The organism is Chthoniobacterales bacterium (assembly GCA_036569045.1).
Taxonomy (GTDB): Bacteria; Verrucomicrobiota; Verrucomicrobiia; order Chthoniobacterales; family JAATET01; genus JAATET01.
Genome location: DATCRI010000039.1, coordinates 42,930 through 67,024, shown reverse-complemented (window position 1 = coordinate 67,024; position 24,095 = coordinate 42,930). Strand labels below are relative to the sequence as shown.

General features: G+C 64.6%; 28 protein-coding genes and 1 tRNA gene. 15 read left to right on the top strand and 14 right to left on the bottom strand.

Translation table 11 applies throughout. The features are described from left to right. The coding region (locus VIM61_07980; GenBank protein HEY8900335.1) for a substrate-binding domain-containing protein at positions 1-857 on the bottom strand (857 nt) is incomplete at its 3' end. A 111-nt stretch (positions 858-968) separates the two neighbouring features. Between VIM61_07980 and gmd the strand changes: the two genes are divergently transcribed. Next, positions 969-1,994 carry a GDP-mannose 4,6-dehydratase gene (gene gmd / locus VIM61_07975; GenBank protein ID HEY8900334.1) on the top strand — a complete coding sequence of 342 codons (1,026 nt, stop codon included), beginning with the start codon at positions 969-971 and terminating at the stop codon, positions 1,992-1,994. Between the two features lie 20 nt (positions 1,995-2,014). Then, positions 2,015-2,965 carry a GDP-L-fucose synthase gene (locus VIM61_07970; GenBank protein ID HEY8900333.1) on the top strand — a complete coding sequence of 317 codons (951 nt, stop codon included), beginning with the start codon at positions 2,015-2,017 and terminating at the stop codon, positions 2,963-2,965. A gap of 82 nt (positions 2,966-3,047) precedes the next feature. Here VIM61_07970 and VIM61_07965 read toward each other — a convergent pair. The 5 genes from VIM61_07965 to VIM61_07945 all read right to left on the bottom strand — a co-directional run bounded on the left by VIM61_07965 (position 3,048) and on the right by VIM61_07945 (position 4,841). Further along, a tRNA-Gly gene (locus VIM61_07965) sits at positions 3,048-3,122 on the bottom strand. Positions 3,123-3,173: 51 nt separating this feature from the next. Beyond that, on the bottom strand, positions 3,174-3,527 hold the full coding sequence (gene folB / locus VIM61_07960) for a dihydroneopterin aldolase (protein ID HEY8900332.1): 354 nt from the start codon (positions 3,525-3,527) through the stop codon (positions 3,174-3,176). Between the two features lie 2 nt (positions 3,528-3,529). Further along, on the bottom strand, positions 3,530-4,228 hold the full coding sequence (locus tag VIM61_07955) for an HAD hydrolase-like protein (protein ID HEY8900331.1): 699 nt from the start codon (positions 4,226-4,228) through the stop codon (positions 3,530-3,532). A 7-nt stretch (positions 4,229-4,235) separates the two neighbouring features. Beyond that, positions 4,236-4,586 carry a DUF721 domain-containing protein gene (locus VIM61_07950; protein HEY8900330.1) on the bottom strand — a complete coding sequence of 117 codons (351 nt, stop codon included), beginning with the start codon at positions 4,584-4,586 and terminating at the stop codon, positions 4,236-4,238. Positions 4,587-4,610: 24 nt separating this feature from the next. Further along, positions 4,611-4,841: a ferredoxin gene (locus VIM61_07945; GenBank protein HEY8900329.1), complete on the bottom strand. Its 231-nt coding sequence runs from the start codon at positions 4,839-4,841 to the stop codon at positions 4,611-4,613. An 87-nt stretch (positions 4,842-4,928) separates the two neighbouring features. On the opposite strand from VIM61_07945, the gene VIM61_07940 reads away from it, so the two are divergent. The 4 genes from VIM61_07940 to alr all read left to right on the top strand — a co-directional run bounded on the left by VIM61_07940 (position 4,929) and on the right by alr (position 8,413). Then, the gene (locus tag VIM61_07940) at positions 4,929-5,741 is read left to right on the top strand and encodes a chlorite dismutase family protein (protein ID HEY8900328.1); all 813 of its coding nucleotides are present in this window, start codon (positions 4,929-4,931) and stop codon (positions 5,739-5,741) included. Between the two features lie 121 nt (positions 5,742-5,862). Further along, on the top strand, positions 5,863-6,645 hold the full coding sequence (gene larE, locus VIM61_07935) for an ATP-dependent sacrificial sulfur transferase LarE (GenBank protein HEY8900327.1): 783 nt from the start codon (positions 5,863-5,865) through the stop codon (positions 6,643-6,645). After that, complete coding sequence (locus tag VIM61_07930) at positions 6,642-7,253, top strand: hypothetical protein (protein ID HEY8900326.1); 612 nt, start codon at positions 6,642-6,644, stop codon at positions 7,251-7,253. The genes larE and VIM61_07930 overlap by 4 nt, the downstream gene beginning before the upstream one ends. A 77-nt stretch (positions 7,254-7,330) precedes the next feature. Further along, positions 7,331-8,413, top strand: coding sequence for an alanine racemase (gene alr / locus VIM61_07925; GenBank protein ID HEY8900325.1), 1,083 nt, complete (start codon positions 7,331-7,333; stop codon positions 8,411-8,413). Positions 8,414-8,416: 3 nt separating this feature from the next. On the opposite strand, the gene VIM61_07920 is transcribed toward alr, so the two are convergent. Then, positions 8,417-9,115, bottom strand: a complete 699-nt coding sequence (locus VIM61_07920; GenBank protein ID HEY8900324.1) for a PHP domain-containing protein — start codon at positions 9,113-9,115, stop codon at positions 8,417-8,419. Positions 9,116-9,174: 59 nt separating this feature from the next. On the opposite strand from VIM61_07920, the gene VIM61_07915 reads away from it, so the two are divergent. Further along, positions 9,175-9,720, top strand: coding sequence for a DUF1802 family protein (locus tag VIM61_07915; protein ID HEY8900323.1), 546 nt, complete (start codon positions 9,175-9,177; stop codon positions 9,718-9,720). Positions 9,721-9,828: 108 nt separating this feature from the next. Here VIM61_07915 and xerD read toward each other — a convergent pair whose 3' ends face one another. The 5 genes from xerD to VIM61_07890 form a co-directional block, all read right to left on the bottom strand. Beyond that, a complete protein-coding gene (gene xerD, locus VIM61_07910; protein ID HEY8900322.1) occupies positions 9,829-10,734 on the bottom strand; it encodes a site-specific tyrosine recombinase XerD in 906 nt (301 codons plus the stop codon). A 46-nt stretch (positions 10,735-10,780) separates the two neighbouring features. Further along, positions 10,781-11,662: a phosphoribosylaminoimidazolesuccinocarboxamide synthase gene (locus tag VIM61_07905; protein ID HEY8900321.1), complete on the bottom strand. Its 882-nt coding sequence runs from the start codon at positions 11,660-11,662 to the stop codon at positions 10,781-10,783. Positions 11,663-11,733: 71 nt separating this feature from the next. Next, complete coding sequence (locus VIM61_07900; GenBank protein ID HEY8900320.1) at positions 11,734-12,126, bottom strand: peptide chain release factor-like protein; 393 nt, start codon at positions 12,124-12,126, stop codon at positions 11,734-11,736. A gap of 4 nt (positions 12,127-12,130) precedes the next feature. Next, entirely contained in the window at positions 12,131-13,261 is a 1,131-nt protein-coding gene (locus VIM61_07895; GenBank protein ID HEY8900319.1) for an alpha/beta hydrolase-fold protein, read from the bottom strand. Continuing rightward, complete coding sequence (locus tag VIM61_07890; protein HEY8900318.1) at positions 13,258-13,893, bottom strand: DUF5069 domain-containing protein; 636 nt, start codon at positions 13,891-13,893, stop codon at positions 13,258-13,260. The genes VIM61_07895 and VIM61_07890 overlap by 4 nt, the downstream gene beginning before the upstream one ends. A 3-nt stretch (positions 13,894-13,896) precedes the next feature. On the opposite strand from VIM61_07890, the gene VIM61_07885 reads away from it, so the two are divergent. The 5 genes from VIM61_07885 to VIM61_07865 all read left to right on the top strand — a co-directional run bounded on the left by VIM61_07885 (position 13,897) and on the right by VIM61_07865 (position 19,159). Beyond that, positions 13,897-14,829, top strand: a complete 933-nt coding sequence (locus VIM61_07885; protein HEY8900317.1) for a hypothetical protein — start codon at positions 13,897-13,899, stop codon at positions 14,827-14,829. 90 nt (positions 14,830-14,919) lie between these two features. Then, positions 14,920-16,320, top strand: coding sequence for a tetratricopeptide repeat protein (locus VIM61_07880; protein HEY8900316.1), 1,401 nt, complete (start codon positions 14,920-14,922; stop codon positions 16,318-16,320). Positions 16,321-16,523: 203 nt separating this feature from the next. Continuing rightward, on the top strand, positions 16,524-18,113 hold the full coding sequence (locus VIM61_07875) for a Na/Pi symporter (GenBank protein HEY8900315.1): 1,590 nt from the start codon (positions 16,524-16,526) through the stop codon (positions 18,111-18,113). 21 nt (positions 18,114-18,134) lie between these two features. Beyond that, positions 18,135-18,833 (top strand): carbonic anhydrase, encoded by a 699-nt coding sequence (locus VIM61_07870; protein HEY8900314.1) that lies wholly within the window; start codon positions 18,135-18,137, stop codon positions 18,831-18,833. Further along, positions 18,830-19,159, top strand: a complete 330-nt coding sequence (locus VIM61_07865) for an STAS domain-containing protein (GenBank protein HEY8900313.1) — start codon at positions 18,830-18,832, stop codon at positions 19,157-19,159. The genes VIM61_07870 and VIM61_07865 overlap by 4 nt, the downstream gene beginning before the upstream one ends. 29 nt (positions 19,160-19,188) lie before the next feature. Here the strand turns inward: VIM61_07865 and VIM61_07860 are convergent, their stop codons facing one another. Next, positions 19,189-19,608 carry an OsmC family protein gene (locus VIM61_07860; GenBank protein HEY8900312.1) on the bottom strand — a complete coding sequence of 140 codons (420 nt, stop codon included), beginning with the start codon at positions 19,606-19,608 and terminating at the stop codon, positions 19,189-19,191. 98 nt (positions 19,609-19,706) lie between these two features. On the opposite strand from VIM61_07860, the gene VIM61_07855 reads away from it, so the two are divergent. Further along, positions 19,707-20,903, top strand: a complete 1,197-nt coding sequence (locus VIM61_07855; protein HEY8900311.1) for a multidrug effflux MFS transporter — start codon at positions 19,707-19,709, stop codon at positions 20,901-20,903. Between the two features lie 48 nt (positions 20,904-20,951). On the opposite strand, the gene VIM61_07850 is transcribed toward VIM61_07855, so the two are convergent. Further along, positions 20,952-22,016, bottom strand: coding sequence for an LOG family protein (locus VIM61_07850; protein ID HEY8900310.1), 1,065 nt, complete (start codon positions 22,014-22,016; stop codon positions 20,952-20,954). Between the two features lie 192 nt (positions 22,017-22,208). Between VIM61_07850 and VIM61_07845 the strand changes: the two genes are divergently transcribed. After that, on the top strand, positions 22,209-22,661 hold the full coding sequence (locus VIM61_07845) for a cupin domain-containing protein (protein ID HEY8900309.1): 453 nt from the start codon (positions 22,209-22,211) through the stop codon (positions 22,659-22,661). Between the two features lie 75 nt (positions 22,662-22,736). Continuing rightward, entirely contained in the window at positions 22,737-24,077 is a 1,341-nt protein-coding gene (locus VIM61_07840; GenBank protein ID HEY8900308.1) for a carbohydrate porin, read from the top strand. Positions 24,078-24,095 lie beyond the last annotated feature (18 nt).

The following is a 24,095-nucleotide window of genomic DNA, read 5'->3' as shown; positions in this document are numbered from 1 at the left end:
GACCGCCGCGACATCCCGGCCTCGCGCGCAAGATCGCTGACCTGCAGCGGCTGGTCGAGTCGGCTGCGCGCAAACGCCAGCGCCCGTTCCACGCCGCGCCCCTGCCGGAGACTGCTTTCCCGCTCGTGCAGAATCGGCGCGCCCGCCACGGGATAAACTCCAGGGGCAATCGCTTCGTCATCCAGCAGCCTCGCCAGCACTTCCGCCGCCTGCCGCCCCATCTCGCGCCCCGGCAACTCGAAACTCGAAAGCGGCAGCCCCGCATGCACGGATTCCAGTCGTTGATTGCCCACACCGATCACCGCCACATCCTGCGGACACCGCCAGCCCAGCTGTCGCGCCGCGCCGACCACCAGCCGCGCCAGGCGGTCCGACCCCGCCAGCACTCCCACCGGTCGCGGAAGCCCGCGCAAAAATTGCTGCACATGCGCTGCCGAAACCGCCGTCGAGCTCGTCCACTCGAAACCTCGCGTCCCCACCTCCGCGCCGAATCCCGCCGCAAGTTCCCTCGTCGCAAACTGTCCGCCCGCTCCGACAAACGCAAAATGCGCGCTGCCGCCGGCAATCAACGTCTCCGCGGCCCGTCGCCCCATTGCCTGATACGGCGCGGTCACGTTCACCCCGTCCTCCAGACGCGAGATTTGGGCGACCTGCACCCACTTCACGGGCCGGCCCGGAATTTCCCGCAGCCAGGCATCGCTCACGAAATCCCCGATCGCTCCATGCAGCTCGCCCAACGCCGCCAGATCGCGCAACGCGGCCTCGTATCCGCCCGGCAGCACCACAAAATCCCAATCCCGACGCCGCGCCGCCGCCTCGCGAGCCCCCTCCAAAAGAGAAAGATCGCTCTCCGTCACCGCCCCAAGGGCCAGAATGACCAATCGTCGAGCCGCCATTGCGCATTTACACAAACTTTATTTGCGCAACTCCGCAACGACAGATTGCTGATTTTTGCGCACCTTATCGTCATGAAGAAAGCACTCATCACCGGCATCACGGGACAGGACGGCTCCTACCTCGCGGAGTTTCTTTTGGCGAAGGGCTATGAAGTGCATGGCATCATCCGCCGCGCCTCGACGTTCAACACCTCGCGGATCGACCACCTCTACAACGACCCGCACGTTCACGGCACGAAACTCTACCTGCACTACGGCGACCTCGCCGACTCCGTGCACCTCGTGAAGCTGCTCTACGATTTGAAGCCGGACGAAATCTACAATCTCGGCGCGCAGAGCCACGTGCGGGTGTCGTTCGACATTCCGGAATACACCGGCGACGTGAGCGGGCTGAGCACCGTGCGCATCCTGGACGCGATTCGCGAGGCCGGCCTCACGCAGGACGTCCGCTTCTACCAGGCATCGTCGTCCGAGATGTTCGGCAAGGTCCACGAAGTCCCGCAGAGCGAGACCACGCCCTTCCATCCGCGCTCGCCCTACGGTTGCGCGAAGGTTTTCGCCTACTGGCTCACCGTGAATTTCCGCGAGGCCTACAACCTCCACGCCTCGAACGGCATCCTCTTCAACCACGAGAGTCCCCGCCGCGGCGAGACCTTCGTCACGCGCAAGATCACCCGCGCCGCCACCCGCATCAAGATGGGCCTGCAGGATTCGCTCTTCCTCGGCAACGTCGACGCGAAGCGCGACTGGGGTTACGCGAAGGAATACGTCGAGGTGATGTGGCTGATGCTCCAGCAGGACCAGCCCGACGACTACGTCTGCGCGACCGGCGAGACCCACACGGTGCGCGAGTTCTGCGAGGAATGCTTTGGCCTCCTCGGACTCGACTGGAAGGAATACGTGAAGCACGATGAGCGCTATGAACGCCCGAGCGAAGTGGACCTGCTCATCGGCGACCCCTCGAAAATGAAGCGTCAGCTCAACTGGGAACCCAAGGTGAAGTTCAAGGAGCTCGTGAAGATCATGACCGAGGCCGATCTCGAATTGGCGCGGCGCGAGCTTGCCTATAACGAGGCCGTCTCCTCTATTCAGCCCTGATCCGCAACCTCCTCGCTCCAATGACCCCATCCACTCGCGTCTACGTTGCCGGCCATCGCGGCATGGTCGGTTCTGCCGTGGTTCGCCTGCTCGAGGCCAGGGGCTTCGAGAACCTGATCCTCCGCACTCGCGCCGAGCTCGACCTGACCGATGCCGCGGCCGTGAAGACGTTCTTCGAGACCGAGAAGCCGGAGGTCGTGATCGTCGCCGCCGCCCGCGTTGGCGGCATTCACGCGAACTCCACGTATCCCGCCGAGTTTCTCCACGAGAATCTCGCCAGTGCGCACAACGTCATTCACCAGGCCTGGCTCAGCGGCGTGAAGCGCCTGCTCTTCCTCGGCAGTTCCTGCATCTATCCGCGGCTCGCCCCGCAGCCGATGACCGAGGAATGCCTGCTCACCTCCGAGCTCGAGCCGACGAACGAGCCCTACGCCATCGCCAAGATCACCGGACTGAAGCTCTGCCAGTATTACCGCAAACAATACGGGGTGCTGTTCCACTCCGCCATGCCGACGAATCTCTACGGCCCCGGCGACAACTACCATCCCGACAACTCGCACGTGCTGCCGGCACTCATTCGCCGCTTCCACGAAGCCAGGGAATCCCACGCCGAGAGCGTCACCATCTGGGGCACCGGCTCGCCGTATCGCGAGTTCCTCCACTCCGACGACCTTGCCGCCGGCCTCTTCGCCGTGCTGCAGATGGAGGATCCCCCGGACTGGATCAACGTCGGCTACGGCTCCGACGTGACCATTCGCGAGCTCGCCGAAACGATCGCCCGCGTGATCGGCTTCCAAGGCCGCCTCGAATGGGACACCACGAAGCCCGACGGCACGCCGCGCAAGCTCATGGACAGCTCGAAGCTGCTCGCCACGGGATGGCGGCCTTCCTTCGATCTCGAAAGCGGCATCCGCAACGCCTACGAGGATTTTCTCGAGCACCTGCGCACAGCCACCCTGCGCACGGCCTGAAATCGCGCCCGGGATCCGGGTAAAAAAATTCCCGAAGGAAAAGCCCCCGGGAAGCTGCTTCAACTCCCTCCAAACGAGGAAGTGGAGCGGGTGATGAGGTTCGAACTCACGACTTCAACCTTGGCAAGGTTGCACTCTACCACTGAGTTACACCCGCAGCGCGGACTTCGGAAGCTATCAGAATCGCTTTTCGCGTCAATGGTTTCTTTCACTTTTCGCGGGTGCAATGCACGGCCACGAATTCGGCGTTCGGCAGGATGAATTTACGCACGCTCACCTCCACGCACTGCACCGCCGTTTCCCGCATCACCATGTCGGCAATGTCGTCGGCGAGCGTCTCGATGAGACGCCGGGAATGCTCCGCGGCAAGCGAGACGATGCGCTGCGCGAGCGCAAAATAGTCGACCGTGGCCGCGATGGAATCGGGCATTTCCGAAAAGCGGCGCGGAGGCTTCAGACGCACGTCCACGAGCAGCCGCTGCGGGGTGGCGCGCTCCGTCTCCGGCACTCCGATGTGAGTGTCGACCTCGAGGCCGCGAATTTCGATCCAGTCGCCGGACATGTTCACGCGGGCGACGTCGCAAGCAGGGGGCCGCCAATCACCGTCATGCCGCCGAGCAGCTTTTGCAATGCCGGCAAGCCGGTCACGATCACGTCGGGCCGGGCCGGCGCCAGCTTCTCCAGGGAATCGAAGCCGGTGAGCACTGCGATCGACATCACGCCTCCGTGCCGGGCCGTCTCGATGTCGTGCACCATGTCCCCGACGAAGGCCGTCTCCTGCGGATCCAGGCGGTGCGTCGCGAGAATTTCACGAATCTTCTCCCGCTTGTCCATGATCTCCACGTAGGGAAACTCGAAGGCGTCCCGCACTCTCAGCCGACCCGCCTGCGCCTCGAAATGGTTCGCCTTGATCGTGCTGAGCAGGAAAATCCGCCGCTGCGAGCGGTGGCAGAATTCGAGAAACTCCCGGGCGCCGGGCAGCAGTTCGACCTCGTCGTGGAGGCCCGCGAAGAACTTTTCGTAGAGCGGCTCCAGACCCTCGAGCGTAGCCTCGGGAAGAAACTCCGCGTAGAACTCGGAGAAGGGCAGCCGGAAATGCGTGCGGAACTCTTCGCGACTCAAACCCTTTCGGCCATATTGCCGAAAAATCGCATTCGTCGCCTTGAGAACGGGGCCGAGGTCGTCCGCCAGCGTGCCGGACCAGTCGAGAAGGAGGTTGCGGAGCACGGGCAGAGATTGAAGCACGGAGCCCGCGAAGGGCACGGATAAATTACAGACGGATTTCCCTCACGGCGTTCCTGCCGAAGCGCGCCTGAAGCTTGCGAAGAATCTCGGGGCGCCAGGTGCGGTCGAGTTCGTAACGCACGCTCGATTGCTGCACCTCGACATGGAGCACGCCGTTCACCAGCCGCGACGGCCGGGAGTGCTGGGCGACAAAATCACCGACGACCTCGCGCCACGCGGCGAGAATATCGCCTTCGTTGATGCGCTCGGTAAGACCGAGTTTCCTGATGAGGGCGTCGATGGCGTCGGAAACGACAACCAGAGGACGCCCCTCGGGCTTTTCGGGAAGGCCGCGCCATTCTTCGACGACGCGGCGGCGAAGCGATTTCGAGATCATGAAATCGCCTCCGCGGCGACGCGATTAAGCGTCGTTGCCGATCGCTTCGACCGGGCAGCCTTCCATCGCCTCGATGCAGAGAGCCTCCTCTTCGGGAGTCTCGGGCTGCTTGTAGACGTAAGAATGGCCGCCGTCGTCGTTGCGCGTGAAATTCGCCGGCGCCGTCTCACGGCACAGATCGCAATCGATGCACTGATCGTCGCAGTAGAATTTCCCAGCTACGTTTTCCGGATATTTATTTGCTACGTCTGCCATTGGTTTCCCCTTGAGAGGCGAAAGTAGAAATCTGAACGGGGATTGCAATTGTTTTTTCCGCGGCGAAGCGGGAATTTCTCCCCGTCCATGGATTCCATTTTACCCACCGAAGGGCGCCACGTCCTCCACCTCTTCCTTCGCATCGAGCATTCCCAGTGGGATCTCTACTCCCCGCAGGAGCGTCTGGAGGCCAAGACGCAGCTCGCCGATCTCGTGAAAGACATTCGCGCCGAGGCGGATACGCAGCTGCTCACGCTCAGCATCGTCACCCCGAAGGCCGACCTCGGCTTCATGCTCGTCTGCCCGGATCTGCACGCAGTGGACCGCATCAGCAAGCAGCTCGCGCTCTCGCTCGGGCCCGGCGTGCTCGTGCCGGAATTCTCGTGGCTCTCCATGACGGAGCGCAGCGAATACACGACGAGCGAGGAGGAATTTGCCGCCAGCCTCGCCGCCGAGGAGGACATCGTCCCCGGCACGCCGGCTTTCGACGAACGCATCGCAAGCTTCCGCGAGCGCATGGCGAAATACGGAAAGGACCGGCTCGAGCCTAATCTCGCGGATTGGCCGGTCTTCTGTTTTTACCCGATGTCAAAACGCCGGAATGGCGGCCGGCAGAACTGGTATGCGCTGGAGTTCGAGGAGCGCAAGAAGCTCATGGCCGGGCACGCACGGGTCGGTCGCACCTACGCCGGCCGCGTGCGGCAGCTCATCACCGGCTCGACCGGCCTCGACGACGGCGAGTGGGGCGTCACGCTCTTCGCGCACACGACGAGCGACATCAAGGCGATCGTCTACGAGATGCGCTTCGACGAAGTGAGCGCGCAATATGCGGAATTTGGCGAGTTCTTCATCGGCATCCAGATGCCGCTCGACGTGCTGTTCGAACGCACTGCCCTCTGACAGCGTCGATCCCGCCGACAAAACCCGCATAGGCCGGATCACCGGCGCAGCAGCCTTGGCGCGAATATCCGTCGGCAGACATGGCGCGACCAGCCGCCTTGGTGTATCGCTTGGGAACGTCATGCGCGAGAAAGTTGCCATCCTTGAATCGATTCTGCGCTCTCACGCGCCGATTGCTGTCGCCTATTCCGGCGGCGTGGACAGCGCCTGCCTGCTCGCCATCGCCCATCGCACGCTTGGCGACCGCATGCTCGGCGTGATCGCCGACAGTCCCAGCCTGCCCCGTCAGGCCCTCGCGGATGCCCTCGCCCTCGCCCGGGACCTCGGCGCACCCGTCGAGGTCGTGCAGACCGAGGAGCTGGAGGACCCGCGCTACGCGGAGAATCCGATGAACCGTTGCTATTTCTGCAAGGCGGAGCTTTTCCAGCGGATGGACGCCCTCGCGCGCGACCGTCGGTTCGCCGCGATCGCCTACGGGGAGAATGCCGACGATCCCGCGCATCTCCGTCCCGGCTCGCAGGCCGCCAGGGAATTTTCCGTCATTGCGCCACTCAAGCAGGCCGGCCTCACGAAGGCCGATGTGCGCGCGCTCTCCCGCGAGCTCGGCCTGCCCACGGCCGACGCGCCCGCCCAGCCCTGCCTGAGCTCGCGCATTCCCCATGGCACCCCGGTCACCCGCGAGGCGCTTGCCCTCGTCGAACGCGGCGAGGCCTTCGTGCGCTCGCTCGGGTTCCGCGTGTTTCGGGTGCGATACGTCGATGGCGAGAGGCCCGGTGCGCGGGTGCAGATCGCTCCCGCCGAGATGTCCCGTCTCGCGGCCTCGGATGTCGTGTCCGGCCTGCTGGCTACGGGCTTCGCCGAGGTGGAGATCGATCCCGACGGCTACCGCTCCCCGACGGGATGAACGCAGCGCCCCCGGCGTTTCGTTCGGAAATCCGTGCGCACAACCGACACGCCATCGGCGCCGGCCTCGTCTCTCTCGTCGGCGCGATCCTTGCCTGGAATCTCGCGTATTTCTTTTTCGTGCTGATCCTTCTCGGCCTCGTGACGGCCGCGAAGGGCGACTTCGGCCCCGCAACTCCGCGGTGGATTCCCGGCACGGCCCTGGCCCTCGCGATCGGCCTGCTGCTCTGGGGCGTGGTCGACGCGGTTCGTCGCCGCTTCGCTCCGCCTTCCGACCGCGCCATCATTGGCTGGCACCTCATCCCGGATTTCCTGCTCCTGCCGGTGCGAGTCACCTTTGCCATCTGGGGAAATTTCACGCCCGTGCGGCGGCTCTCGCCCCACGAGATCGATCGCGCGTGGGAGCTGCTCGTCGCCATTCATCGGGCGGGCAACGCCCCAATCTCCAGGCTCACGGTCATCGAGCCGGATTTCTCGACGCTTCACCGCCTGCTCGGCACCCTGCAGATGCTCGGCTACATCGATCTCCACAAGGGCGAGCAGGACTGGTTCTACGCGGTCTGCTCGCCCCGCGAGGCCGAGCTCCGAGCTCTTACCTCCGGCGAATAATTGCGGAGGACGCGTTTCCGGGCTATCTGCATGGCGATGGATTTTTCGAGCGCCGGCGGCAAGACCGGCAGGAGCAAGTGAGCACTTCCGGCGAAGCCCGGGTGTGGGCAGAGATTGACCCGGCGGCCATCCGGCACAATGCGGAGTTCGCCCGCCGCCATTCCGGCCGGGAGCTCATCGCCGTGGTGAAGGCCAATGCCTACGGCCACGGCGTCGATGTCGCCGTCGACGCGCTGCGGGACATCGTCGAGCTCTTTGCCGTCGCCAATGTCTCCGAGGCCGCCGTCGTGCGCACCCTCGCGCCGGAGCGCGATGTCCTGCTGCTCAGCCCCTGCCTGCCGGGAGAGCGCCGCGACGCCGTCAGGCTCGGTTGCATCGCGACCGTCTCGAGCGTGGAGGAAGCCCGCACCTTTGCGGGCGGCCGGGTTTCGCTGAAGGTCGATACCGGCATGGGCCGCATCGGCGCCTGGCACGGCGGGGCTCTCGCCGAGATTGCCGCCATCACGAAGCTTCCCAATATCGTCCTGCACAGCGTGGCGACGCATCTGCCCGTGCCCGACGAGGACGAGGCGTTCACCGGGGACCAGCTCGCCGGCTTCGCGGAATTCGCGACCGAAGCCCGCGCACTTGCCCCTCACGCCAGGTTCCATGCGCTCAACAGCGCCGGCATCTGTGGCTACCCGCAATTCGCCTTCGACCTCGTGCGGCCGGGCCTCATGCTCTACGGTAGCGCGCCGATCCCGGCTTTCCAGCCCGAGCTGCGGCCCGCCCTCGCGTGGAAGACCCGCGTGCTGCTGGTCCGTGAAGTGCCCGCCGGTCGCGGCATCAGCTACGGCCGGACGTTCGTAACGCCCCGTTCGATGCGCATCGCGACGATCGCGGCCGGATATGCCGACGGCTACCCGCGCCAGGCCTCGAATCGCGGCGCATGCGTGCTGATCGGCGGGCGACGCTGCGCCCTGCTCGGTCGCGTGACGATGGACCAGCTCCTCATCGACGTGACCGACGTTCCCTCCGTCGCGCTCGGCGACGAAGTCGTGCTCCTCGGCGCGCAGGGCGACGCGGAGATCTTCGCTGCCGAACTCGCGGAATGGGGCGGCACGATCGCCTGGCACATCTTCACCGGCATCGGCGGCCGCACGAAGCGCTTCGTGGTGTAAGGCCTACCGCGGCTTCCGCGGGTCGGGATTGAAGACTCGGAACCAGTTCCCGAAGTGTTTTTTGATGCCCTCCATCCGCGTGAGGTAGGTCTCGTTCAACTCGCCCCCGCCGGGGAGCGCCCGCAGCAGCGCCGCCACGGACAACTCCTCGAGCTCGAAGCCCGTGCTGGCCGTGCCGACCGCGCTCGCATGGTGCGCGTCGCTGCCGGCGGTCGTCACGCGGCCGGTGCGCGCGGCGTAGGCCTTCGCCTGCGCGTTGAAATTGCGCGACGTCACCGCCGCGTTGAAGCCCTCGATCACCGGCGTCTTCAGTTTGTCGAGAATGCCCTCCCGAATGCCGGCGCGCCATTTGTCGTAGGGATGGGCGGGAATCGCGATGCCTCCGCGCTCGTGAATCGCCGCCTCCACCTCCACGGCAGGCCGGCCAAGCATGTCGGGCAGCATGGTGCCGATGCAGAGCATGTGGCCGTCCGCGGTGGAGACCTCGACGCCGGGCACGACGAGGAAGCCATCCACGGGCGTGCCCTCGGCATTCGCGAGGCCGTGCTGGCGGCAATAGATCGCCGACTCGCAGGAGTTGTGATCGGTGATCGCAATGCCGGACAGGCCCTTGCGCCGGGCTGCGGCGATGAGCGCCTCGGGCGCGCTGGCGGCATCCGCCGAAAAGAACGAATGCACGTGCAGGTCGAACCGGTGAAGCATGATGCCCACATTCTTCGCTTTGCGCGGGCGATTGCTCCAATTAAATTTTGGCCTGCGACATGACAGTGGCATTCAAAGAGTGGGCGCTCATTTGCGAAGCGCTCGGCAGCGGACGACAAAGTGTGATCCTGCGCAAGGGCGGCATCGCGGAAGGCCGCGCCGGCTTCGCCTTCAAACACGAGGAGTTCCTCCTCTTCCCCACGTGGTTCCACGAACAACTCGAGCGCACGACCCTGCCGGCGGACACGCCCGTGCCCACCGCGCTCGCCGAAGAGATCGAGATCGCCTACGCGGCGACCGTGGAGTGGACCCGCCTCGTCACCGACCTCGATGTCGTGAATCGCCTGCGCGACCTGCACGTCTGGCGCGACGAGATCATCGAGGAACGCTTCCGCTACGACGAAGCGCCCGGCCTGCACGTCGCCTTCGTGCGCGTCTTTCGCCTCGAGCCACCGCAGCGCCTGCGGATGGAGAAGAAATACGGCGGCTGCCGCTCATGGGTGGACCTGCCGGCCTTCGACGGCAGCGCGCTGGTTTCCGTGATCAGCGACGAGGAGCACGCCCGACGGAGGGCGATGCTGGAAGGACTCCTTGGACAGAATTAACGGAATTCAGGGAATTTTAAGGAAAGAGAATCGCTCTTCGAGAGTCGCCGCAGTTTCTTTGATCAGAAGAATAATTCCTTAAATTCCGTTAATTCTGTCAAAAAATCCTCAGGCGCGCGGGTGGAATTTCTTGTGGACCGCCTTCAATCGGCGCTGGTCCACGTGCGTGTAGATTTCCGTCGTGGAAATGTCGGCGTGGCCGAGCAGCTCCTGGATGACGCGCAGATCGGCGCCATTGGAAAGCAGATGCGTCGCGAAGCTGTGCCGGAGCAGGTGCGGGTAGATGTTGCCCGAGAGCCCGGCGAGTTCGGCGTATTGCTTGATGAGCTGCCAGACCCGGGCGCGGGTGAGCTTCTTCCCGTTGTTCGAGAGAAAGATTTCGGCGCCGGTCTTCGGGCCGACGAGTCTGGGGCGCTCGGTGGAAAGGTAACGCGCGATGGCGTCGCGGGCCTTGCTGCCGACGGGCACGATGCGCGTCTTGTTGCCCTTGCCGGTCACGCGGATCCAGCCCTCCTCGAGGTCGAGGCTCTCGAGACGCACGTTGCAGAGCTCGGAAATACGCAGGCCCGACGCGTAGAGCAGCTCGAAGATGGCGCGGTTGCGCAGCGCCAGCGGATCGGTCTCGCCGACGGCCGCCAGCAGCCGTTCGACGTCGGGGACGTTGAGCGTGTCGGGCAGGTAGCGCTCGATGCGCGGGATCGAGATGAACTCCGCAGGGTCGCGCCGGAGGTGATTCCGCGCGACGAGGAACCGGAAGAAAATGCGCAGGGCGACGGCCTCGGCCTTGATCGACGCGGCGGCGAGACCGGCGCGTTTCCGGTGCGCGAGGTAGTCGCTGAGATTTCCGGCCTCGATGGCGGCCAGGTCGAGCGACTGGGCGCGGGCCCACGCGGCAAAGGCCTCGAGCGACTGGCGGGTGGAGAGCTGGTAGTTGTCCGAGAGGCCGCGCTCGGTCGCGAGAAAGAGCAGGAAGCTGTCGATCGCCGTGGTCATTGGGCTCTCGGTATTGGGCATTGGTTTTCCGATGGCTGCCTTCCAACCAATACCTGATACCCGATGCCTACCTGAATTTCAGCCCGGTGAGCTGCGTGTAGGCCTCGATGTATTTCTCTGAGGTCTTCGCCACGACGTCGGCCGGCAGCTCGGGCGCCGGCGGTTTCTTATTCCAGGTGAGCGAGTCGAGGTAGTCGCGGACGAACTGCTTGTCGAAGCTCGGCGGGCTCATCCCGATCTCGTATTGATCCGCCGGCCAGAAGCGCGAGGAGTCGGGCGTGAGGCACTCGTCGATGAGCACGAGGTCGTCGCCGATCATGCCGAACTCGAACTTCGTGTCGGCGATGATGATTCCTCGCTGGGCGGCGAAGGCGCGGCCGTGTTCGTAGAGTTCGAGGCTCCATTCCTTCACGCGCTGGGCAACCTCGTCACCGAGAATGCGGCGACAATCCTTCCACGAGATATTCTCGTCGTGCCCGGTCTGGGCCTTCGTCGAAGGCGTGAAAATCGGCTCCGGCAGGCGCTCGGCCTGGCGCAGGCCGGGCGGAAGCTCGTGCCCGCAGATGCCGCCGCTCGCTTCGTAATCCTTCCAGCCGGAGCCGGCAAGATAGCCACGAACGACGCACTCGACGGGCAGCGGAATCGCCTTCTGCACGATCATGGACCGCCCCGCGAGCGGCTCGGCGAATGGCTTCAATTTCTCCGGCAGCCAGCCGAAGGGATGTTCGACGAGGTGATTCGGAATGAAGTCGAGTTTCTCGAACCAGAAATTTGCCGTGCGCGTGAGCACCTCGCCCTTCCGCGGAATGGCGTTGGGCAGGATGCAATCGAAGGCCGAGATACGATCGGTCGCGACGAGCAGCAGCGAGTCGCCGAGGTCGAAAACCTCGCGCACCTTGCCGCTGCGCAACTTCGGAATGCCGGGAAGCTCGAGAGAGAGGACGTCCATGGGATCAGTCGCTCAAGCAAAGCAGGAATCCCGGCATCGGGAAACCCTCGCGTGAGGGTTCTCCGTGCGCCCTAAGTGACAACCCTCCCGCGCAGTTTCTTCGTCTCGCCGCGGCGGCGCTTGCCTTCCACCATTTTCGCCTTCGTGGCGCGGGAGCGCTTGGCCTTCTGGCGCCGGACCTTCGCGGCAGCAGCCTTGCGTTCCTGCGCGGCGGCGGCGCGGGCGGCCTCCATTTTCTCGACGAGGCGGAGCAGGGCGAGAGCGCGATTCGTGTGCTGGGAACGGGAATCGCTGCACGTGACCACAGTGCCGCTGGGCACATGGGTGATCTCCACGGCGGTGCTGACCTTGTTGACGTGCTGGCCGCCGGGGCCGCTGGCGCGGGTGCAGAGGATGCGCAGGTCGGCCTCGCACAGTCGGAGGCGGTCCATGCGGGCCTGGAGGGCGGGATCGCGGGATTTCATGGCGTCAGTCCTGAACCGGCGGTGATTCGCCGAGCAACCAGCGTAACGCGTCGGGCAACTCCTCGCGCCAGCATTTCGCGGAATGTTCGCCGGGAAAGCAGTGGTGTCGCACCGTGGCGCCAGCTTCCTCCAGCACGCGCCCGGCTCGTTCCACGCCGTCGATCTGGCTGATCTCCTGAAACAGTCCGGTCGGCGGATGTGCGACGCCGGTCTGGGTCTCGTGATCGCCGACGCTCAGCCAGAACTTCGCGTGGAGCGGCGTCTTTTGCCGCACCAGATCCGCGAACTCCTCCGGCCTCCACCAATGCGAGCCTGATTGCGAGAGGCAGAGTCCGAAGCGCAACGGAAAGGCCACCGTCTGATACGTGGCCATGAGCCCGCTGAGACTGAGCCCGGCAATCAGGTGACCGTTCGGTTGCAGGGCGGGCATCTCCTCACGCAACCACCCAACCACCGCGTCCTCGAGGAAGCGGGAGTAACGTTCGTTGCCCGTGTAGTCCTCGTGCCGCGCCGCGGCACTCACATGGCCGACGAAGGCGAAGGTCATGCGGGGAATTTCGCCCGCTTCCACCAGGGCATTGAGGAGCGGCACGACCTTCAGATCTCGCCAGTAGTGCTCGCCATCGAGAAAAAGGCCGAGCCGGTGCGGCTGATCACCCGGGCCACGCTGCAAGCGCACGAGGCGCGAGATGCCGGTCGCCGCATCGGTGATTACGTGTTCCTCGAGGCAGAAGGCCTCGTCGGGATTGGCCTTCCGTAGCCGAACGCCGCCCGCCGGTTCGCTGGCGTCTTCCCAACCTTGACCAAGGAAAAAACCTCGCATTTGCGCCGCCGGAAACGCGAACCGGATTTCCTTCCAACCGTGCGAGTAGAGCCACGCCTCCGCCTGCCGCAGCAACTCGGAGCCCACGCCTTCTCGACCGCCGGAGGTCACCTCGAGGGCGAGAAGTTCACCCTCACTTCGGCTTGCCAGCGCATAGCCGACCCGGGCATCGCCTTCGTGCGCGATCCAGCCAGAGACGTCCGTTTTCAGGCGCTCAAGAGGAGCCTCGACGGGGATTTTCCGATCACCGAGCGGTAAGATTCCCGGCAGGAACGCGAGATCGGCTGCGACGATCTGGCGATAGGCGATCATGGCGAACGCACCGTCCTCACGTAGTGGAGGATTTTTTCGTCGTCGCCCTGCGCGGCCCAGACGACGCGGAGGAAGTCGGCGGGATGAATGTCGTGGGCCTTCAGGAAATGCCGGTCGCCGCCGCAGCAATACATGATGTCGGGGCAATGGACGCCCTCGAGAAAGCCGCGGGCCTTTGTGATGATGCGCGGGAGCCACGGGATGCCGCCGAGCTCGGCCTTGCGCCCCGGCAGGTCGTCGGCGGTGATTTCGGCGGGATTCGGCACGCCGTTCTGGACATGGAGGAAGTAATCGCGCCGGGCGGCCATGATGAGGAGCGCGGTGTCCCAGTCGGGCTCGCCGCCACCGCAGAAATCCTCGGCGAAATCGTAGAGATGCATCGGCCGCAGCCCGACTGAAGCCAGGAATTCCGTCTCCGCGGCGGAAAAATAGCCGTCCGCGCGCCGGTCGCCGGAGCGGTAGGCGGCGACGGCCTTGTCGTAGAGGCGGTGCAGGCCCCGGGTCCACGCGTAGAATTCCATGATGCGCACCGTAGCGGTGAACGAATTGTCGCGAAAGCCGGCAATTCCCGGGCAACGCCCCGGCTCGAAACGGCTGGCCCGCGGGCGATCGATTCTGCTACCTCGTCGCATCCCATGAGCTGCATCTACCGAGTCGAGACGGACGAACATGGCACCTACGACGTGCTGGAGGATGAATCCGCGGGCACGCGCATCCGCATTCGCCGCCATGGCGGGGAACTCGTGAGCCTCGCCCGCAAGACGGCCGACGGAAACTGGCAGGGTGTGCTGTATCGCGATAACGAAACCGCACCGCCGCCCTCGGGCTGGGCGAACCACGCGACGCTGATGGGCTATTTTCTGCATCGGCTCGTGGGCGAGCGTTCGCTCTACCGCGGCGTGGAAATTCGCGGCGGAAACCACGGCTTCCTGCGCGGGTTTGACTTCGATCCGCCGACGTTCGACCCCAACGTCCGCGCGCTCACGTATCTGGTGCCGGTCGAGCGCATTCCCGAGGGCGCGTATCCGCTGCGGGTGTCGCTCGCGCTCGCCTATCGCCTGCTGCCCGACGGTGTGCGCGTGGAGTTCACCTTCACGAACGAGGAGACCACGCAGGACGCGCATGTGAGCTTCGGCGTGCATCCGGGCTTTGCGGTGTCGTGCCTCGAATCCGCCGACGTGCTCCTGCCGGCGGGGACCTATCGTCGCCACATGGCGCCGGGAAATTTCCTCGATGGCGAGGTCGTCGAGGTGCCGCACGCGGGCGGTCCCATGCCCTTCGACAAGGCCGCATTGCCAGGCTCGTATCTGCTCGAGCTCTCGCAGGTGCCGGATCGCCGGTTCACGCTGCGCGACAACGCCTCCGGGCACTCGGTCACCGTCGACATGGCCGAGGCGCCGTATTGCACGCTCTGGAGCGACGGCCCCTTCGTCTGCATCGAGCCATGCTGGGGACTGCCCGACAGCCAGCCGCCGAAGCCCTTCGAGAAAAAGGACGGCATCCAGATCATTGCGCCGCTGGGCACCCTCAGCGCCGGATTTGCGATTCACGCCGCCCTTTCGGCGTGATCCGGCGACACTTTCCTTAATTAGCCGACCTTAACGAAAACGACTTTCCAAGTCCCCCTGTCTCCCCCACATTGAAAGTTCCGTCCTCCTATGGCTGTTAAGACCGAAAAAGACCTCCCCGAACCGCACCGCTCCACCTGGCTGAAGGCCCTCGGCGCGATGCAAATCAAAAACTACGGCTATGTGATCCAGCTGTTGCAAACGGTGTTGAAGGCGGAGCCCGAGTTTCTTCAGGGCCGCCAGATCCTGCGCAAGGCCGAGATCGCCAAGAACGCCGGCGCCAGGAAGAGCATGCTCTCCGGCGGCGGCGGATTTTCGACGATGAAGATCGCGGGCCAGGTGAAAAAGGACCCCCAGGGCGCCATTGTCGAGATCGAGAAGCTCCTCGAGACCGAACCGCAGAGCCAGCCCTTCAATCTGCTTCTCCGCGACGCCGCGATGGCCGCGAATCTGACCGAGACCGCCACGTTCGCCCTCGAGACCATCGTGCAGGGCGCGCCCCGCGACGTGAAGATGCTTCACGAACTCGCGAAGCATTACGTCTCCACAGATCAGGCGGAAAAGGCCGTCGACGTCTACGGCAAGATCACCGAGATCAACCCCTCCGACCTCATCGCCATCAAGGCCGGCAAGGATGCCTCCGCCCACGCCTCCATGAAAAAGGGCGGCTGGGAGCAGAAGGACGCCACCTACCGCGACCTCATCCGCGACAAGGACCAGGCCGTCTCGCTCGAGCAGCAGAGCCGCGTCGTCCGCAGTGCCGAAATGATCGAGCAGCAGCTCGCCGAGCTCGGCCAGAAATACGAGGAGAATCCGCAGAGCGTCGATACCGCCCGCAAGATTGCGGAACTTTACGAGCAGAAGGAAGACCTGGACAACGCTGTCCAGTGGTTCAGCTACGCCGCCAGCCTCACGAACAACACCGACGGCTCGCTCGTCCGCAAGGCCTCCGACCTTCGCATCAAGCAATACGACGCGAGCATCGAACAATACGAAGCCTACCTCGCCAGCGCCGATCCCGAGGCGGCCGAGACCGCGCAGTATCGTGACCAGCTCGAGACGATCAAACGCGACCGCGCCGGCCTCCTCCTGCAGGATGCCAGAATGCGCGTGGACCAGAATCCCACGGACCTCGCGATGCGCTTCGAACTCGGCGAGATTCTCGTCAATGCCGGCGAATACAAGGATGCGATTCCCGAGCTGCAGAAGGCCCGCCAGAATCCGAACGTTCGCCTGCGCGCGATGAACCTTCTCGGCAGGTGCTTCGTCGAGCGCAACATGCTCGACCTCGCCTCGAAGACTCTCGAGGACGCCGCCGGCGAGCTCATCGCGATGGACAACGTCAAGAAGGACATCGTCTACAACCTCGGCCTCGTTTACGAGAAGATGGGCGACAAGGAGAAATCCATCGGCGCGATGAAGCAGATCTACGAAGTCGACTACGGCTACAAGGACGTCGCCGAGCGCGTGGAAGGCTCCTACGGCGGCTAAACCGCCCGATTGCCACGCTTTTCGAAGGCCGCCGTTCCGCAAGGAAGGCGGCCTTCGCCATTTCGCGCCAACGGAAGGGAGCCCCGCTTCGTCATCGGCTCTCCCGTTTCGAAGAAATCGGCGGATTCTGCCGGCCGCAGTGCGCTCAGCGAGATTACCCGAAGTTGCTTTAGGACGATTCTCCAAATATAGGCATCGCCTCGATGTTGGAGATCATCACCACCTTGCTCGCCGGCCTGGGCCTCTATTTTACCGGAGTCGGCGGCATTCGATCGAATCTTCAGCAGCTTCCCGGTCGAAACTTTCGCACGTTTCTCCGGCGCGCCACCGCCTCGCCGGTCCTTTCCGCGTGGAGCGGATTCCTCATGGGGACGGTGACGCAGACCTCGATCGGCACCGCGGTGATCCTCGCCGGCCTGATCTCTCGCGGCCTCGCCACGCTGCGACAGGCGCTTCCCATTGTCGCCTGGTCGAATCTCGGCCTCGTCACGCTGGTGTTTCTGAACACGCTGCCCGTTCACATCCTCGCCATGACGCTGATCGGGCTGGCGGGGATCTGCGTGAATTTCGGCCTGGGCGGAAGAATCAAATGGATCATGCCGCCCCTGTATTCCCTGGGGCTTCTCCTCTTCGGGCTGCGCCTGCTCAAGGTCGGCCTCAGCGACCTAAGTCGGGATCCGACCTTCGCGGCCTTCATCGCGCAGATGCCCACCTCCGGCCTCGTCGCCTTTGCGCTCGGCGCGGCCCTGCGGGTTCCCATTCAGTCGACCTCCGCCGTCGCCCTGATCGGCATGACTCTGTGCACGTCGGGCATCTTTTCCCAGAACCAGGCGCTCCTCATGCTCATCGGAACGGCGCTCGGCACGGGCATCAGCGCCTATTATCTCACCGCCCACTTCCGGGGCGAGATGCGCCAGATCGCCCTGTTCGAAAGCATCATCAACCTCCTCGCGGGCATCGTCATGCTGGGCTTCTACTACACTGCGAAATTCTCCGGGCACGAGATCAGCCCCGCCGGCGCCAGTGAGGACCTTGTCCTGGCGATGGTTTTTCTCGTCCAGCAGGGATTGTGCGTCGGGTTTGCCTATGCTCTCGCCCCCTGGATGCCCGGGATTCTCAAGCGGCTGGCACCTCCCACGGTCGAGGAGGACCTGTCCCGACCCCGTTACATCTATGACGGGGCTGTCCAGGACGTTCCCACCGGTCTGTCGCTCGCGGAGCAGGAATTGCGTGATCTTCTCGCGAGAATGCCGCTCTACCTGGCCGGCTTCCGCGCCGAGGCCTCCGCCCCGCTCCCGCCTCCGGTCGGCACGCTCCATACCGCCTCCCTCTCCGTCATCCACGAAGTCCAGGTCTTCCTGGCAGCCCTCGCCGATCGGCGGGTGCGCAGCCACCAGATCTCGGTGGCCCTGCTCCAGGCCCAGCGCCGGCTGGACCTCATCCTCGCCATCGAGGAGGCCGTGAACGGCGTTTCCCGGGAGCTGGCCCGCCTCCAACCCAGCTCGTCGGTATCCCCGCTTGTCCACAATCTCGTCGAGTCCCTCGACCTGGCGCTCCAGCTCGCGATCAGCGCATCCAATGGGGAAAAGGATGACCTCGAAATGCTCGGACGGCTGACCGCGGCCCCCGGCACCGCCATCCAGGATCTCCGGAAGAAATATCTCGGCGAAGACACCCCCCTCGATTACGACGAGCGCGCCGTGGCGGTCGCCCTGATCGGTTATCACGAGAGGACCATGTGGACGCTTCACCACCTGTGCGGCACTTTACATCGCCCCATCCCATCGACATAGTGCGCGCCTTCCGCAATCCGCATGACCGCCGCTCCTACTCCCCTCTCTGCGCTGCACGAGGTTTTTCTGGGAAACGACCTCTTCGTTTCAGCCCGCAATCCCGAGCATTTCGAGACCTACGAAAAGTCGCAGCACCCTTCGGTGACGATGCTCACCTGCTGCGACTCGCGGATGCACCAGCTCGTGTTCAACTTCGACCCGATCGACCGGACATTCGTCGTGCAGAACATCGGCAACCAGCTCCAGTCCGGTGCGGGCTCGGTCGACTACGGAGTGCGCCATCTCAAGACACCGCTGCTTCTCATCGTCGGCCATACCCGCTGCGGCGCCATCGCGGCCGCGAGGACCGATTATCGTAACGAATCCTGGGAAATCGTTCGCGAACTTAACGGCCTGCACCTTCCGCTGAAGGGGGTCGGCACCTCCGGGGACACCGAGGCCGACTGGCTCGCCTCGGCGGAAGCCAATGTCGACTTCCAGGCCGAGATGGCCGCCGCCCGCTATGCCCCCGAGATCGCCGCCGGCAACCTGGTCGTCGCCGGCTGTATTTACGATTTCGTGAACCTTTACGGCCGCGGCCGTGGCCGCCTCATCCTCATGAATCTCAACGGGGAACGCAACTCGTCCACTCTTGCCGCGTCGCCCCTCCTGGAAACCCTCGACGCCACGGTGCGAACCACGATCGTGGGCACCCGGGGCATCGCTCCTTCCCGCCAATGATCATTCGATTTTCCGGAGACAGCGACCTCGTCGCGAGCCTCGCTGGCCGACTGGACGCCAATTCTTCCGCAACCTTCGAGAAGGAAATGCTCGCCGGCATCCCCGCCGCCACGAAATCCCTCACCCTCGATTTCTCCGGCGTCGAATACATGAGCTCGGCGGGCCTGCGGGCCATCCTCGGCGTCACCCGCAAAGCCACCGGCCTCCGAATCGCATTTTGCGGCATGTCAGGCACGATCCGGGAGATCTTCGAAATCTCCGGCCTCCATGTCCTCGCGCCGATCTATCCCGACCGGGCCGCCGCGCAGCAGGCCCTCGCCAGCTGAACGCTCGCCTCGCCGCCAGCCCGGGATGATTACGTCTCGAGCGTCACGCCGAGGGTGATCTCGGCGTTCAGCACCTTCGAGACCGGGCAGTTCGCCTTCGCCTGGCCAGCGATCTCCTCGAACTTCGCGGCGTCGATGCCGGGAATCTTTCCGGAGAGGTCGAGATGGATCGTGGTGATCACGAGCTTCTCGGCATCGAGCGTGAGAGTGGCCTTCGTCTCGAGCCGCTCGGCGGTGAAGCCGGCGTTTCCGAGGAAAAGCGTGAGCGCCATCGTGAAACAACCCGCGTGCGCCGCGGCGATGAGTTCCTCGGGGTTCGTCTCCGTGCCGTCGCCGAAGCGCGAACGGAACGAATACGGCTGATCGCTGAAGACCCCGCTCTGCGTCGTGAGAGCGCCCTGGCCTTCCTGAAGATTCCCCAACCAAACGGCAGATGCGGTGCGTTTCATAGGCCGCAAACTTCGTCACGTTCTCTCGCAAAATCAACGACCCGCGGGCGGGAATTTTGCGAGCGTTGCGCCGGAGCCACGCTACATTCCGCCTGCCAATGACCCGTCTGCTCATCGCGATCCTCGCCGCTCTGTCGATGCTCGGCGCATTGTCCATCGACGCCTACCTGCCGGCGCTTCCGGCGATCGCGGGGCAGTTCTCCGTCTCGGCGGTCGCCGCACAGCAGTCGCTCACCGTCTATGTATTTGCCTTTGCGGTGATGACGCTCTTCTACGGCACGCTGTCGGATTCCTTTGGCCGGCGGCCCGTCGTCCTCGCGTCCCTCGTCCTGTATCTCCTCAGCTCCGTCGGCGCGGCCTGCGCGAACTCGCTCGAATCGCTCCTGCTCTTTCGCCTGCTGCAGGGACTTTCCGCCGGCGCCGGCGCCGTGATCGGTCGCGCCGTCGTCGGCGATCTCTGCACGGGTAACGAGGCCAATCGCGCGATGGCCTACATCTCGGCCGTCTTCGGCCTCGCCCCCGCCATCGCACCCATCGCCGGCGGCTGGCTGCAGGCGGCGTTCGGATGGCGCTCCATCTTCCTCTTCATCGCGGCGTTCTCGTTCCTCCTGCTCGCGGCCTGCGCGGTCTTCCTTCGGGAAAGCCTGCCGCGGGAAAAACGCGCCCCGTTTCAGCTCCGCGCCATCTTGCAGGGTTACGCGCAGGTCGGCGGAGATTTGCGGTTCATGCTCCGCTCGACGAGCAACGCCCTGGCGTTCTTCGGCGTCCTCATCTACGTGGCCGGGGCGCCGGCCTTCGTCATGGACATCCTGCACCTGTCCGTCACCGAGTTCGCGTGGCTTTTCATTCCGCTGATCGGCGGCATGACCCTCGGCTCGATCGTCGCCGGTCGCCTCAGCCACACCGTGCGGGCGGAAGGGATCATCCTCAGCTCATTCGCGATCATGTTCATCTCCGCAGCCGCGAATCTCATCCTCTGCGCGACGACCGAAGCGCGGATCCCGTGGGCCATCGTGCCGATGATCGGGTATTCCTTCGGCGCGGCCGCCGCAACACCCGCAATGACCGTGATGGCGCTCGAAATGTTTCCGAAAATGCGCGGACTCGCCGCGTCGTTCCAGACGTTCATTTTCATGATGCTCTTTACGCTCGGCTCGGGCCTCATCGCGCCGCTGCTCTACGGCAGCGCCTTCAAATTCGCCGTCGCGATGGCCGCGGGAGCGGTCGCGAGCCTCGTCTGCTGGCAGGCCGGCCGGCCGGATCGTCTCCGCCCCGGCTCGGAATCCGCTGATTGAATCCGCCGCGTCGAGTTCCGCTCCCGGGCCGGCGCTCGCTGCGACGGCTTACACCCCGGCGAGGGGTGCGGATTCCATCGCGCGACGTTTCTTCATCCCGGGCTGGATCGCAGGAAGAATCTCCTCCAGCTCCTCGACGACGACGAAGTCGCCGGGAATGCTCATGCCGCGAAGCAGCGTGATGAGCGGATCCCAGAAGCCGAGGCCGGAGGCATTGCGGCGGTTGTAGATCACCACCGGCTTGCCCTCCATCATCGGGCTCTGGCGGTGCTTGAAGATCATCAGCGCGAGAAGTTCCTGCACGGTGCCGGCGCCCCCGGGGAAAATGATGAAAGCGTCGGAATTCTCGATCATCACCTCCATGCGGGTGTAGATGTCCGGCCGCAGCCAGAAGCTGGAGAGCCCGTCGGGCAAACCTTCGAGCTGGATGATGTGCGGCACGTTCGAACCGCCGGCCCAGCCGCCGGCTTCGACGGAACCCCGCACGACCGCGCCCATGATGCCGGATCGCCCGGCGCCGGAAATGCAGCCGATCCTGTTCTCGGCCAGGATGCGGCCGATCGCCTCGCCCTCCGAAAGGTAGATGGGATCTTCCAGCGACGCGGAGCAGAACACGCAGGCGTTGCCGACGTAGTCATCGGGCACCGGCGTATCGAGAATCGTGTCGGCGCTTTCCTCGACGGCATGGTGGCCGGAGGCGGGCAGGCCGCGCGTCTTGGCGCGCTCGAGCGTGTCGAGCACGGCTTCGGCCGATTCCACCGTGAGGAGGAAGTCTTCGTAGTTCTGCCGGACGGTTCCCATCATGTGAAGGTGGGTGAGCACCTCGAAGAAGGGGTTCCACGACGCGTCCTCGTTGAGAATGACGGTCGGCTTGCCGGTGAGATTCTGGTCGAGAGTCTGGAAGCCCACGAAGATCGAAATCGCCTTGAACATATCCTCGAGCGTCGCGCCGGGCGTGAACACGAAGGCATCCGACTCGATGATTTTTCTCTCGATATTCGAGAGGCTGATGCGCTGGTCGCCATTGGAATTATAGATGTCCCATCCCTTGGCGAAGAGGAGGTAAAGAAGGCGGGCGCGGGTGGCGCGGCTGGGGTCATCGGCACCGAGCACGGTCCCGGAAAGTCGGATTTTTGGCATACGTCTCTATCTTGTTCCGGTGGAGAGTGTAGCAGCTCGCGGGCCGAAATGTCCCGATCCCCGCAAGAAATGCCTCACCCGCCCTTCGGAAGATCCCTGCGCGGACACCAAAACCCGTCGTTTTCTCACTTGCCCGCGGCGAAGGTTCGAGGGAGGAAAAGGACCATGTCGACCCCTGTTGCCATCCATCCGCCAGCCGCAGAACGCATTTTGCGCGCCTTCGGCGACGAAGTGCATGTTTACCTCTCCGGCAACGAGACCGGCGGCAGGTTCGCCCAGGCCCGCTCCGTCACGCCGCCAGGCGGAGGGCCGCCCCCGCACTGGCACACCAACGAGGACGAGTGGTTCTACGTGCTCTCGGGCACCGCCAGTTTCTTCGCCGACGGTGCATGGCGAGACATCGGTCCGGGCAGCCGCGTCTTCTGTCCCCGGATGAGCATCCACACCTTCAGGAACAACACCGCCGAGCCGCTCGAGATGATCGTCACGACCTCGCCGGCGGGCTTCGAGGACTTCTTCGCGAAATGCGCGGCCGAATTCGCCAGCGCGGCGGGGCCGGACATGGGGCGCATCATCGCGATCGCCGAGGAGCACGGCATTCATTTCGCAACGCCCTGACGCGCGACTTCCGGACGAGCCGCCCTTCTGGCACAAAACAGGCTGCGCTTCCTCGTGCCGCCTTTTTTGTTCCGCATGGACTTCCGCATTTCCCGCATCTCGCTCCTCGCTCTCGGGTGCGCGGCCATCGGCACCGCCGATGCGGCGAAACTTCCGCCCCATGTCACCGACCAGCCGGTGAACCGCACGCGAATGCCGATTCGCGAGATCGGCACCACGGTCGAAAGGCAGATCGACGCCGGCTTCACCGCGCTCGAGCACCACAGCTTCGATCCCTTCGCGAACTACTGGGGCACCTGGCTCACAAATCCCGTCGGCGGCCGGGAGCGGGGCAGCTCCTGGGCGCAGCTTCTCGTCTTCGGCGGCGAGTATCACTTCGACCATCTCGGCTGGCAGGGCGGCTCGGTCTTCGCCTCCGCGACGGATTTCGCCGGCTTCAATCTCTCGGAGAAAGTCGGGAATGTCTTCACGCTGTCGCAGGCCGTCGTGTCGGACACCTTCGCGCTCTACAGCCTCTATCTGCGGCAGCAGTTTTCGGACGGGCGGATCGACCTCCGCATCGGCCGCATGTCCGCGGGGGAATTCTTCGCCACGCTCCCGATCATGGGACTGCCCGTCGGCGGCGCGGTCAATGGCAACCCGACCTCGCTCTTCACGAACGCGCCCTTCCACGCCACCGGCTCCGCGTCGTGGGGCGCCTTCGTGAAGGGAATGCCCACCGCGGCGACCTATCTTCAGGCCGGCATTTTCCAGGCCAGCCCGCAAACCGGCGTGCCGGCCAATCATGGCGTGAATTTCGCGATCGAGCGTGGTGACGGCGAGCTCCTCATGCTCGAAGCCGGATGGCTGCCGACCTTCGCCGCCCCCGACACGACGAGTCCGACGCCCCCCGACAAGAAGACCGTGGCTGCGGCAGATCCCAGCCTTCCGGGGCACTATTCCTTCGGCGGCTACTACGCGAACTACACGTTCCCGACCTTCACCGGTGGCGTCGCGCACAATGCGTTCGGCTTCTACACCCAGGGACAGCAGATGGTCTGGCGCAGCACGGCAAATCCCGATCACAATCTCACCGTCTGGAGCGGCCTCACCTTCTCACCGCAGGAGGAGTTCGCCCTCCTGCCGCTCATGGCCTACGGCGGGATCGCATGGCAGGGATTGATCCCCGGCCGCGACCGGGACACCGCGCTGCTGAATGCCTACCTCGGGGGATTCAGCCGCGACTATGCCCGGCAGCAGGCCGCGGCCGGCGCCGGCTTCTCCACCCTCGAGACCGTTTTCGAGGCCAGCTACATCGTGCAACTCACCCAGAACCTGCAATTCCAACCCGACGTCCAGTGGGTGATCCAGCCGGGCGGCACTCGCAGCATCCCCAACGCGCTCGTGGTCGGCTTCCAAGTCTCGGCCCTGTTCTAACCGCACCTCTCGAAAACC

Coding starts and splice junctions, on each gene's coding strand:
- gmd (HEY8900334.1), top strand. CDS start 969: ATGAAGAAAGCACTCATCACCGGCATCACGGGACAGGACGGCTCCTAC.
- VIM61_07970 (HEY8900333.1), top strand. CDS start 2,015: ATGACCCCATCCACTCGCGTCTACGTTGCCGGCCATCGCGGCATGGTC.
- folB (HEY8900332.1), bottom strand. CDS start 3,527: ATGTCCGGCGACTGGATCGAAATTCGCGGCCTCGAGGTCGACACTCAC.
- VIM61_07950 (HEY8900330.1), bottom strand. CDS start 4,586: ATGATCTCGAAATCGCTTCGCCGCCGCGTCGTCGAAGAATGGCGCGGC.
- VIM61_07945 (HEY8900329.1), bottom strand. CDS start 4,841: ATGGCAGACGTAGCAAATAAATATCCGGAAAACGTAGCTGGGAAATTC.
- VIM61_07940 (HEY8900328.1), top strand. CDS start 4,929: ATGGATTCCATTTTACCCACCGAAGGGCGCCACGTCCTCCACCTCTTC.
- larE (HEY8900327.1), top strand. CDS start 5,863: ATGCGCGAGAAAGTTGCCATCCTTGAATCGATTCTGCGCTCTCACGCG.
- VIM61_07930 (HEY8900326.1), top strand. CDS start 6,642: ATGAACGCAGCGCCCCCGGCGTTTCGTTCGGAAATCCGTGCGCACAAC.
- VIM61_07920 (HEY8900324.1), bottom strand. CDS start 9,115: ATGCTTCACCGGTTCGACCTGCACGTGCATTCGTTCTTTTCGGCGGAT.
- VIM61_07915 (HEY8900323.1), top strand. CDS start 9,175: ATGACAGTGGCATTCAAAGAGTGGGCGCTCATTTGCGAAGCGCTCGGC.
- xerD (HEY8900322.1), bottom strand. CDS start 10,734: ATGCCCAATACCGAGAGCCCAATGACCACGGCGATCGACAGCTTCCTG.
- VIM61_07905 (HEY8900321.1), bottom strand. CDS start 11,662: ATGGACGTCCTCTCTCTCGAGCTTCCCGGCATTCCGAAGTTGCGCAGC.
- VIM61_07900 (HEY8900320.1), bottom strand. CDS start 12,126: ATGAAATCCCGCGATCCCGCCCTCCAGGCCCGCATGGACCGCCTCCGA.
- VIM61_07895 (HEY8900319.1), bottom strand. CDS start 13,261: ATGATCGCCTATCGCCAGATCGTCGCAGCCGATCTCGCGTTCCTGCCG.
- VIM61_07890 (HEY8900318.1), bottom strand. CDS start 13,893: ATGCGACGAGGTAGCAGAATCGATCGCCCGCGGGCCAGCCGTTTCGAG.
- VIM61_07885 (HEY8900317.1), top strand. CDS start 13,897: ATGAGCTGCATCTACCGAGTCGAGACGGACGAACATGGCACCTACGAC.
- VIM61_07880 (HEY8900316.1), top strand. CDS start 14,920: ATGGCTGTTAAGACCGAAAAAGACCTCCCCGAACCGCACCGCTCCACC.
- VIM61_07875 (HEY8900315.1), top strand. CDS start 16,524: ATGTTGGAGATCATCACCACCTTGCTCGCCGGCCTGGGCCTCTATTTT.
- VIM61_07870 (HEY8900314.1), top strand. CDS start 18,135: ATGACCGCCGCTCCTACTCCCCTCTCTGCGCTGCACGAGGTTTTTCTG.
- VIM61_07865 (HEY8900313.1), top strand. CDS start 18,830: ATGATCATTCGATTTTCCGGAGACAGCGACCTCGTCGCGAGCCTCGCT.
- VIM61_07860 (HEY8900312.1), bottom strand. CDS start 19,608: ATGAAACGCACCGCATCTGCCGTTTGGTTGGGGAATCTTCAGGAAGGC.
- VIM61_07855 (HEY8900311.1), top strand. CDS start 19,707: ATGACCCGTCTGCTCATCGCGATCCTCGCCGCTCTGTCGATGCTCGGC.
- VIM61_07845 (HEY8900309.1), top strand. CDS start 22,209: ATGTCGACCCCTGTTGCCATCCATCCGCCAGCCGCAGAACGCATTTTG.
- VIM61_07840 (HEY8900308.1), top strand. CDS start 22,737: ATGGACTTCCGCATTTCCCGCATCTCGCTCCTCGCTCTCGGGTGCGCG.